Below are 10,316 nucleotides of genomic sequence, written 5' to 3'. Positions count from 1 at the left end.
GGCAGCGGATGCGTACTTTACGGATTCGCTGCCGTCTTGGCAAGGGCTATTGGAAAATAAATTGAAATAAAAAAAGCGGCAGGTTTTGTTCTAAGAACAAGCCTGCCGCAAACCACCGATCAGTCCCCTGACCAGAGAGTGCTCAGTTAAGCCTACAGATGAATCTGCTTTTGCAGAATAACCACTCCTATTGAGCTAAATCTCAAAAGCTTAAATCTCAAAGCCCAAGCCAAAATCTTCGCTCGACATCGCCATAAGGCTTCCCGCACCCGCTTGAATCATCTGAGCATGTGCTTTAGTACGCGGCAGCAGGCGCTGGTAATAGAAACGAGCAGTATTCAACTTGGCCGCATAAAACGCCTTATCGTCACCCTCTAATTCCACCAACGACTGCTTAGCTGCGCGGGCAAAAAGGTACGCCAAGGTGACATAGCCGGAGTACATGAGGTAGTCGACGCTGGCCGCCCCCACTTCTTCACGGTCTTGCATGGCTTTCATACCCACGCCCATCGTTAGCTCGCCCCACTCAGCATTCAGCTTCGCTAGCGGCTCAACAAACTCTTTTAGAGCAGGGTTATCAGCTTCCGTCTTACAGAACTTATGAATCTCTTTGGTGAATACTTTTAGCGATTCACCCTGGCTCATCAACACCTTTCGGCCAAGCAGGTCTAACGCCTGAATGCCGGTAGTACCTTCATAGAGACGGGTAATACGCGCATCACGCACCAGCTGCTCCATCCCCCACTCTTTAATGAAGCCGTGCCCACCAAAAATCTGCACGCCTTCATTGGTGCACTCAAAACCAACTTCAGTGAGAAACGCTTTCACGATAGGCGTTAATAGACCAAGCAGAGTTTCAGCCCGCTCTTTCTCTTCGCCAGGCTTACCGTGTTCAACGATATCTAGCATTTGAGCGGTGTATAGCACCAGCATGCGACCACCCTCGGCGAACGCCTTCTGGGTTAGCAGCATACGGCGCACATCCGGATGAACAATAATCGGGTCTGCTGCTTTCTCAGGCGCTTGAGCACCAGAAAGGGCACGCATTTGTAACCGGTCACGAGCGTAACTGAGCGAGTTTTGGAAACTGGCTTCAATTAAGCCTAAACCTTGAATGCCCACCCCAAGACGTGCGGCATTCATCATAGTGAACATGCACGCTAAGCCTTTGTTAGGCGCTCCAACTAAATAGCCCGTCGCACCATCAAAGTTCATCACACAAGTCGCATTACCGTGGATGCCCATTTTGTGCTCAAGCGAGCCACAGGAAACGCCATTACGATCGCCGGGATTGCCTTGAGCATCTGGCATAAACTTAGGCACAACAAATAGAGAAATACCCTTCGAGCCCTCAGGAGCGCCAGGCAATTTGGCTAATACGAGGTGCACAATGTTTTCTGCCAGATTATGGTCGCCAGCAGAAATAAAGATCTTAGTACCCGTAATGGCGTAGGCACCACTTTCATTAGGCACCGCACGCGTCTTAATTAACCCGAGGTCAGTACCACAGTGCGGCTCGGTGAGACACATGGTGCCCGTCCAAACGCCTTCAACCAGCTTGGTAAGGTAGGTTTCCTTTTGCTCATCAGTACCATGGTGCCGAAGTGCATCGGCAGCACCATGGGAAAGCCCTGGATACATACCCCACGCTAAGTTAGTTGCGCAGATCATTTCAGACAGCATCATCGCCAATGATGGCGGAAGACCTTGGCCGCCTTGTTCAGGATCTGCTGCTAGGCTTGGCCAGCCACCTTCAACATATTGCTGATACGCTTCTTTAAAACCTTGCGGCGCTTTAACTTCGCCACCTTCTAACAAGCACCCCTCTTCATCGCCACTTTGATTGAGCGGAAGCAGCACATCACGGGCAAAGCGCGCGCCCTCTTCAAGAATCGCATTCACGACGTCTGGAGACGCTTCATCACCACAGGGTAGCGCTGCATAGTGGCTGGGATAGTCAAACATTTCGTCCATAACGAAACGCATATCACGTAAGGGGGCTTGATAGCTGGGCATGTCACTTCTCCTGAGCTGGGGGCTGAAAGCGGCTTACATTTTTAGTACGGCTGGGATTTCAAAAAAGCCGCTTTCAAACACATGTTTGAAAACTAGCGCGCAGCCGCACCATAGTCAAGCGGTCGTTTGAATATAACACCCAAAACCGCTACAACTTTGGTCGACTAACCGGTAAAAAATTGATCTATAAACAAAAAAACCTGCCAGCAAAAGTGCTGGCAGGTTATCAGACACTACTAATTTTCCAGCCTATTTACTGCATTCGAATGCCGCCATCCAGCCGAATCACTTCACCATTCAACATTGGGTTAGTAATAATCTGCTCGGCCAACTGAGCAAACTCATCTGGCTTACCCAACCGCTTGGGGAAAGGCACCGCAGCGGCTAAGGCTTGAGCCGCCTCGTCAGGAATCTCACTCATCATGGGCGTTTCAAAAACGCCAGGCGCAATCGCCATAACGCGAATAGCATGACGCGATAGCTCTCTAGCAGCAGGCAAACTCATTCCCACAACACCGGCTTTCGACGCACTGTAAGCACACTGCCCCACCTGCCCATCGAATGCCGCGATAGAAGCCGTATTAATAATTACGCCCCGCTCACCGCTCTCATTGGGGGTATTTTTGGCCATGGCGGCGGCCGCCAAACGCATCACATTAAACGTACCCACTAAATTAATATTGATCGTTTTTGCATAGCTTTCCAGGTCTGCGGGATTGCCATTACGGTCAACCAGTTTGGCCACGCTTACTACGCCAGCACAGTGAATAACACCTGAAAGGCCGCTGTCACCTCCCAGTGCAATCGCTTCGTCAATCGCCTGCTGCATTTGCTCGGCAGAGGTGATATCAGCTATGCAGGCCACTGCACGATCACCTAAGCGTTTAGCATGCTCCAACACGCTATTATTCATGTCACACAACACAACGCTTCCACCAGCCGCTATTAGGCGCTCTGCTGTTGCCGCGCCCAGCCCTGAAGCAGCACCAGTAATTAAAAACGTACAATCCTTCACCTGCATTTCAACTTTCCTTTGATTATTTGTCGTTGCGTGCTTGCTCAGTCGCTTGGGCACGAAGTTTGAAGCGCTGAATCTTGCCGCTAGGCGTTTTGGGCAGCTCATCGACGAATTCGATAACCCTGGGGAACGCATGAGTAGAAAGACGCTCACGCACTTGCTGGCGGATCTCATCAGCAAGCGTTTCACTAGCCTCATACCCATCACGCAGCACGATATAAGATTTAATAACCTCGCCACGAATCTCGTCTGGCTGGCCAACTGCTGCCGATTCGGCAACCGCAGGGTGAGTCATGACACTGTTTTCAACATCCGTAGGGCCAACTCGGTAGCCTGCGGTGGTAATAATGTCGTCATCGCGTCCGGCAAATTGAAACGAGCCGTCTTCATTGCGGATAACGACATCGCCAGTTAGGTAGTAACCGTTCACAAAGGGGTCTTTTTCTTGCCAGGTATACCCTTGGAAGAAGTGGGCGGGTGAGTTTTTGATATCAACTGCAAGCACACCCGGTTCACCGGGCGGCAGTTCGTTATACTCGGCGTCCAAGATAGCCAAGCGGTAGCCCGGCATTGGCACACCCATCGCTCCCACATGTTTAGGGTGATCAAGGGAGTGATGGTTATTACAGGTCATGCCGGTTTCTGTTTGACCATAGTGATCCATGACCGGACAACCTAACGACTTCTCCACCCAGGTCACTACTTCTGTGTTTAGGGGCTCACCTGCAGAGCTTGCCGCGCGAAGCTCTAGAGTTTGATGGGCATCATCGAACAGTCCTGACGCTTTCATTAAGCGATATGCCGTGGGCGCCGCGGCGAAGTTAGTAATATGGTGGCGCTTCATGAAAGCCAAGGCACCTTCTGCACTGAAACCTGCCTCGCAGAAGTGCGTGGTAACACCGAGCAGCAGCGGCCCAGTAATCGCGTAATAAAGCCCATATGCCCAACCCGGGTCAGCCATATTCCAAAAGCGATCATCGTCGCGAAGATCGACTGCCAGTTCCATATAGAGAGCAAACGCTGTCATACCGGAAAGCGGCACAGCCACTCCCTTTGGCTTGCCTACCGTGCCCGACGTAAACATCTGAAGAAAAGGTTTTTCAGGGGCAAGACGAGGTGGCTTTTCGCTCATTGACGTATGCGTCAACGCAGCCTGCCAATCATGATCATTAGGATGCTCGCTAGTAGCCCCGCCTACTGCCAAAACAGGCGGGCACTGGCTAAGCCCATCAAACTTAAAGCGATTAGCATGATCGGTAATAACCAGCTTGGTGTCAGCGCGCCCCAGGCGATAATCCACCGCATCAGGACCGAACGCGGTAAATAACGGCTGATAAACCGCACCAATTCGCCAGGTGGCAAGAACCGCCACTAACAGCGCTGCTGAGCGCGGCAGCATGCAGGCAATACGGTCCCCTTCTCCAAGTCCTTGGGCCTTAAACCAGCCAGCAAGTTTGCCACTCTGCTCGTCTAGTTCTGCATACGTCAGCGTATGGGTTTGTCCATTGATATCTTCCTGCACGAGCGCAAGCACATCACCTCGCCCCTGGCGTACATGACGACCGCAGCATGCCTCAAAGGCATTAAGGCAACCATCCTGGTGGTCGTCCAGCCTGGCAATCATGGTGTCAACCGTAAAGCCTTCCAGGAAGGTGGAATATGTGGGTAGTGACGCTGATGTTGCTGTCATGATGGCTCTCTTATGTTGTTAGTCGTGAGCAGTTGTACGCAAACAGACAGGCCAGGTTTCGACTTTACGTTTTATTGTTGTCCGTTTACGTTAACGGAAACCTTGCAATTAAACTAACGCTAAAAGCATTTGCGCGGGAGCGCAAGCAATCAGCGCCGTAAACAGATTAGACGTTGGTCGAGAAGGGGGTATTAACGGGCCATAATCATCGCGACCAGTTCATCGGCTAGATCATCGGGTGTGCGCGGCCCACTCGGGTCGTACCAGCGCACCGTCCAATTCAGTGCGCCTAATATAAACCGCGACACCAGAAAGCGGTCACCGTGAATGAGTTCAGCTGCCAGCGCATCGTCGATAACTTCGACCCACAGTGCTTCGTAGGCATCCCGCAGGTGGCTTAAATGGGCACTCGCATCTGGATCTAACCGTCGCCATTCAAATAACGCGACCACATGGGCATTGCGATCAGCGAAAAGCGTCTCTAAGTGCGCTCGGGCCATAGCATGCAGACGCGCCTCAGGGTCATTGTCGCACTCTTGAAGCGCTGCTTTAGCAATGCTAAGAGCATTCTGGGTACCCTCCTCTATTACCGCAGCTAAGATTTCCTGCTTATCTTTGAAGTGATGGAACAAGCTGCCAGACTTGATACCCATTTCTTGCGCCAGCATACGCACCGTGGTGCGATCAAAGCCTTCTTGGACGAATAGCTGAGCCGCTAAACGTGTCAATTCCTTGCGGCGAGGGGAAGCATTCATTACATTCATGTCATTTACACTAGCGCTTGCTTGGTTACTTAGGAGAAGACCACAGCCCCGCCAACGGGTCAACGCATCACTAAGCTTACAGCAAGATAATCACAAGAAATCCGACAGGAGACGCACAAATGAGTAATGCCACCGAGGTTGTATTTTTAGCTGCCACCCGCACGCCAATGGGCGGCATGATGGGTAGTCTTTCCAGCATGACGGCTCCCGAACTTGCGGCCGTTGCAATCCGCGCTGCCATAGAGCGAGCGGGTATCGAAGCATCCGTTATTGAAGAAGGCATCATGGGTTGTGTACTACCCGCCGGCGTAAAACAAGGGCCAGCCCGCCAGGCCATGCGTCAGGCTGGCATTCCCGATGCCAATGGTGCGACTACGATCAATAAACTGTGTGGTTCTGGCATGAAAGCCACCATGCTAGCCCACGATTTGATCAAAGCCGGGACGGGGGAAGTGCTGCTCGCTGGCGGCATGGAATCGATGTCTAATGCCCCACACGTACTCACTAAAGCGCGTGGCGGTTACCGTCTAGGTCATGGCGAGCTAAAGGACCACATGTTCCTTGACGGCTTAGAAGATGCCGAAACCGGCAAATTGATGGGCGTTTTCGCTCAGGATGTTGCCTCAGAGCGTGGCTACACGCGCGCGCGTCTGGATGACTTTGCCATTGCATCCCTAGAGCGCGCTATGGACGCTACCAATAACGGCCACTTAGCGGCAGAAATGGCACCGGTAACAGTCACCAGCCGCCAAGGTGAAACGCTGGTCGAGCATGATGAACAGCCCTTCCAAGCGAAGCTAGATAAAATTCGCCAGCTGCGCCCGGCGTTTGCCAAAGACGGTACTATTACTGCTGCCAATGCTAGCTCAATTTCCGACGGTGCATCCGCACTTATTTTGGCCAGCCATGAAGCCGCTAAGCGCCATGGTGTAAAGCCACTAGCCAAAATGCTTGGCCATACCACCCACTCCCGCCATCCAAGTGAATTCACCATTGCGCCAGTCGGTGCCATTGAAAAGCTGATGAAAAAGCTTGGCTGGGGCGTTAACGACGTTGATCTGTTTGAGATTAACGAAGCATTCGCGGTCGTTACGTTAATGGCGATGGATGACTTGGGACTCCCCCACGAGAAAGTCAACGTGTTTGGCGGCGCTTGTGCCCAAGGGCACCCAATTGGCTCAACAGGTTCACGCGTCATTGCGACGCTTATTCACGCCCTACGCACCAAAGGCGGCAAACGTGGTATTGCCAGCCTGTGCATTGGTGGTGGCGAAGCCACCGCTGTGGCTGTTGAACTAATCGACTAATATAATCAACCCATCCGCGCCTTGCCATACTGATCATGCCAAGGCGCGTTTATCCTCCCTATCGCCATACTTTTCTGAAGTGGCCAATGTCTGCCAGTCCAATGACTTGAGCGCCTCTGTAGCTTCACTAATATCATCATGATTATTGCTAAGCTGATCCTCAGCCATGCGAAATTGACCAGCATATTCACGCATTTTCAGAGCTTCTTGAGTTAGTCCTTCAGCACTTTGTGCCGCGTGATTGACCAGCTTCAGCGTATCTTGGGTTGTCATATCAATTTGCGTGACCGCCCTGTTCACTTCCTCAATACCACGACGCTGCTCTTCCGACGCGCTGGCTATCCTTGCCATCAACTGCTCTACCTGAGTGGCCGACTGCATAATATCGCGCGTATGCTCACCCGCTTGCTGAGATAACTCACTCCCCTCCTCAACACTCTGGCGAGATGCTTCAATACGCGACCGAATCTCATGTGCCGCATCAGCACTGCGCGTTGCTAACGCCCGCACTTCGCTGGCCACCACCGCAAAGCCACGCCCGTGCTCACCCGCACGCGCTGCCTCAACAGAAGCATTCAAAGCCAGAATATTCGTTTGGAAGGCAATACTTTCAATCATGGAAATAATGCTCTGTATTTCTTCGGAGTGCTTGTTAATGGCCTGCATAGTCGCTATGAACTGGGCAATCACTTGATCACCTTGCTGCGCTTTATGAGCGACACCCGTCGTCGCTTGACTCACATGCGCCGCACTTTCTGCATTCTGATTTACGGTTGCGGTTAACTGCTTGAGGCTTGCCGCCATTTGTACGAGCGCGGCTACTTGCGAGTCAGTTTGCCCCGCCAATTGTTGGCTTTGAGCTGCCATCACTTGGCTATCGGTATAAACCTGTTGGCTACTGTTGTTAAGATGGTTCACCGTCGACGTTAGCGAATGCTGCATATTTGCCAATTCGCTAAACAACAGACCAATTTCATTCGCGGCATGGGCGTCGACTGGCGTTGATAAATCGCCCTTGGCGATGCGTTTAAAGTGCTGCGTTATTACACGCAAAGGCTGCAAAACATTGTTACGCACGCCCCATACCACTAACGCGATGACCAGCATTGCCACAACAACAACGCCAAGCACTCCCCAAAATAGTAGCGACGATACTTTTTGAAAGCGATCAAGCAGCCCAGCGCCACGGGCGACCGAGTAAGCGTAGAAGGCTTCCGCAGCAGTCACAAACTGCTGACTACTCTCATCCACGCGAGACTCGCCAGATAGGAAGCCTCGAACATCGCGCTCTTCCAGCATCATCATTTGCAAACTTAAATTATTATTAACCAGTGAGTGGAAATCATTCGCCAACTGATCCACAAGCTCAAGCCGCTCATCCTCAGCAAAACTTGAGTGGAAAGCGTTAAAGCGGGCTGACGCCGTACTCAACAAGCTCCCCGCTTCCTCTAACAAAGGTTCTGGACGCTCAAAAGAGGGAGTACGAATTAGCTCAGCAGCTCGGTTCATTTGTATACGAGCACGCAGCAGCTGGGTATAGGCCCCGTTAAGCTCACGTACCTGATTCATATCTCGTTGCTGCAGCGACGTAAACGCCTCACGGCCAAAGTGATTGGCAAATAACCCCAACCCACCAATCGCCAATATGAGGCAGGTGAAGGTCACTAACACCAGCGCCCAGCTCGCTTTAACGCTTAAACTATTCACCATACGCATAAATTCTTTCAACCACGTGGCTGATCATGAGCATGCAGGGACAGCCATAGCTGCAGACGCCGACGAATCTCCAGTAGCGCTTGCTCGTATGCATCTAATTTACTAATTAGCCTCGGATCACGAATATCCCAGAAGAGCACTTCTCTGGCGCGCCCTTGCCAGTCTCTGCAAACCTGTTGCGCCTTATCGCAAAGTACAATGACAAAGTCGAAGTAGTCGTCCTCAAACTCATCCAGTGACTTACTACGCAACCCTTCCGTAGCAAGGCCTTGTTTATGCAGTGCCTCTAACGTTAGCGCATGGGGTTCATCTGGCTCGGAACCTGCGCTAAAAGCATCAAAGCGATCACTGGCCATCTGGCGAAGCAGCGCTTCTCCCATCAAAGACCGTGCGGAATTGGCATTACAAAGGAACAGCACGCGGCGCTTTGGCATAAATAAATGACCTCTTGATGGGTGTAATTTCAGCAATTTACGCCTTCAAGATGACGTCATTATTGCAGCCTGCTAGTTACCGGTACAAATATACGAAAAAACATATATGATAACGATCATTAACCACTTCTTCGGCATAAAAGGAGCACCACCAATGGCATTGCTTGACGATTTACCCAACGTAGACAGCAGTCTGTTTGAAGCTCCCAATTATGAAACGTTGAGGCTTCCCTCGAGTGACCAGCCTGCCTCCAAAATCCTGCTGCTTTACGGTTCATTACGCGAGCGTTCATTCAGCCGCTTAGCCGTTGAAGAAGCCGCCCGGCTACTCAATGCAATGGGGGCAAGTACAAAGATTTTTGATCCGCGTGGCCTACCCCTGCCGGATGCGGAAGATGCGAGCCACCCTAAAGTGGATGAGCTGCGTACACTGGCACAGTGGGCCGATGGCATGGTGTGGTGCTCACCTGAACGCCACGGTGCAATGACTGGCATTATGAAAGCACAAATTGACTGGATTCCTCTTGCCTTAGGCGGCGTTCGCCCCACCCAGGGCAAAACGCTTGCAGTAATGCAGGTGTGCGGTGGCTCCCAGTCGTTTAACACGGTAAATCAGCTGCGTATTTTAGGGCGCTGGATGCGCATGGTGACGATTCCAAATCAGTCATCGGTACCTAAGGCTTTTATGGAGTTTGATGACAACGGTCGCATGAAGCCTTCTCCATTTTATGACCGCATTGTTGATGTTATGGAAGAACTGGTGAAGTTCACACTGCTGGTTCGTGAGCGCAGCGATCTGCTAACCGACCGTTACTCTGAGCGTAAAGAGAGTGCAGAAGAAGTCTCCAAACGCGTCAGTCAACGTGCTATTTGATCGGGGAGTGGCTTTATGACGACCCAGAGCAATTCATCACCCACCAGTGCCGATATGGGGCTGTTTGAACGCTACCTTTCCGTATGGGTAGCAATTGCCATTGTTACCGGGATTGCACTTGGGCAGTTCGCCCCTGCCGTGCCAGAGGTGTTATCACGGTTTGAGTATGCCCAGGTCTCCATGCCAATTGCCGTATTAATCTGGGCGATGATTTTTCCCATGATGGCGCAGATTGATTTCAGTGCGATTGCAGGAGTGCGCCGCCAGCCAAAGGGCCTGACCATTACCACCACGGTCAACTGGCTGATTAAACCCTTCACAATGTTCGCCTTGGCCTGGCTGTTTTTCATGGTGATTTTTCAGCCATTTATTGCTGAGGAACTGGCCAGCCAATACCTAGCGGGCGCCATACTATTGGGGGCAGCCCCTTGCACCGCGATGGTATTTGTATGGAGCTAAGTGGCTATTCAAAATTTATCGTGCGCTCAGACCCGTAG

At 51.7% G+C, this 10,316-nt stretch carries 8 protein-coding genes and 1 pseudogene; 3 read left to right on the top strand and 6 right to left on the bottom strand.

The window, feature by feature from the left end; genetic code table 11:
* Positions 1–210: 210 nt before the first annotated feature.
* From INT19_RS08955 to INT19_RS08940, 4 genes are all read right to left on the bottom strand, one after another.
* Positions 211–2,016 (bottom strand): acyl-CoA dehydrogenase C-terminal domain-containing protein, encoded by a 1,806-nt coding sequence (locus tag INT19_RS08955; RefSeq protein ID WP_193060501.1) that lies wholly within the window; start codon positions 2,014–2,016, stop codon positions 211–213.
* Positions 2,017–2,269: 253 nt separating this feature from the next.
* On the bottom strand, positions 2,270–3,037 hold the full coding sequence (locus tag INT19_RS08950; RefSeq protein WP_193060500.1) for an SDR family NAD(P)-dependent oxidoreductase: 768 nt from the start codon (positions 3,035–3,037) through the stop codon (positions 2,270–2,272).
* A 16-nt stretch (positions 3,038–3,053) separates the two neighbouring features.
* Positions 3,054–4,724: an AMP-binding protein gene (locus tag INT19_RS08945; RefSeq protein ID WP_193060499.1), complete on the bottom strand. Its 1,671-nt coding sequence runs from the start codon at positions 4,722–4,724 to the stop codon at positions 3,054–3,056.
* A gap of 191 nt (positions 4,725–4,915) precedes the next feature.
* Positions 4,916–5,479: a TetR/AcrR family transcriptional regulator gene (locus INT19_RS08940; protein WP_089037912.1), complete on the bottom strand. Its 564-nt coding sequence runs from the start codon at positions 5,477–5,479 to the stop codon at positions 4,916–4,918.
* A 128-nt stretch (positions 5,480–5,607) separates the two neighbouring features.
* On the opposite strand from INT19_RS08940, the gene INT19_RS08935 reads away from it, so the two are divergent.
* Positions 5,608–6,795 carry an acetyl-CoA C-acyltransferase gene (locus INT19_RS08935; RefSeq protein WP_193060498.1) on the top strand — a complete coding sequence of 396 codons (1,188 nt, stop codon included), beginning with the start codon at positions 5,608–5,610 and terminating at the stop codon, positions 6,793–6,795.
* A 33-nt stretch (positions 6,796–6,828) separates the two neighbouring features.
* Here the strand turns inward: INT19_RS08935 and INT19_RS08930 are convergent, their stop codons facing one another.
* Together INT19_RS08930 and INT19_RS08925 are read right to left on the bottom strand one after the other, a co-directional pair.
* The gene (locus tag INT19_RS08930; protein ID WP_226924551.1) at positions 6,829–8,505 is read right to left on the bottom strand and encodes a methyl-accepting chemotaxis protein; all 1,677 of its coding nucleotides are present in this window, start codon (positions 8,503–8,505) and stop codon (positions 6,829–6,831) included.
* Positions 8,506–8,519: 14 nt separating this feature from the next.
* Positions 8,520–8,945: an arsenate reductase ArsC gene (locus INT19_RS08925; protein ID WP_089037909.1), complete on the bottom strand. Its 426-nt coding sequence runs from the start codon at positions 8,943–8,945 to the stop codon at positions 8,520–8,522.
* Between the two features lie 154 nt (positions 8,946–9,099).
* On the opposite strand from INT19_RS08925, the gene arsH reads away from it, so the two are divergent.
* Entirely contained in the window at positions 9,100–9,819 is a 720-nt protein-coding gene (gene arsH / locus INT19_RS08920; protein WP_193060496.1) for an arsenical resistance protein ArsH, read from the top strand.
* Positions 9,820–9,834: 15 nt separating this feature from the next.
* A pseudogene (locus INT19_RS08915) lies at positions 9,835–10,275 on the top strand (arsenic resistance protein); the annotation flags it as partial.
* Positions 10,276–10,316: the final 41 nt, after the last annotated feature.

This window comes from Halomonas sp. 3A7M (assembly GCF_014897875.1).
GTDB lineage: Bacteria > Pseudomonadota > Gammaproteobacteria > Pseudomonadales > Halomonadaceae > Vreelandella.
This window is presented reverse-complemented; position numbering and strand designations above follow the sequence as displayed.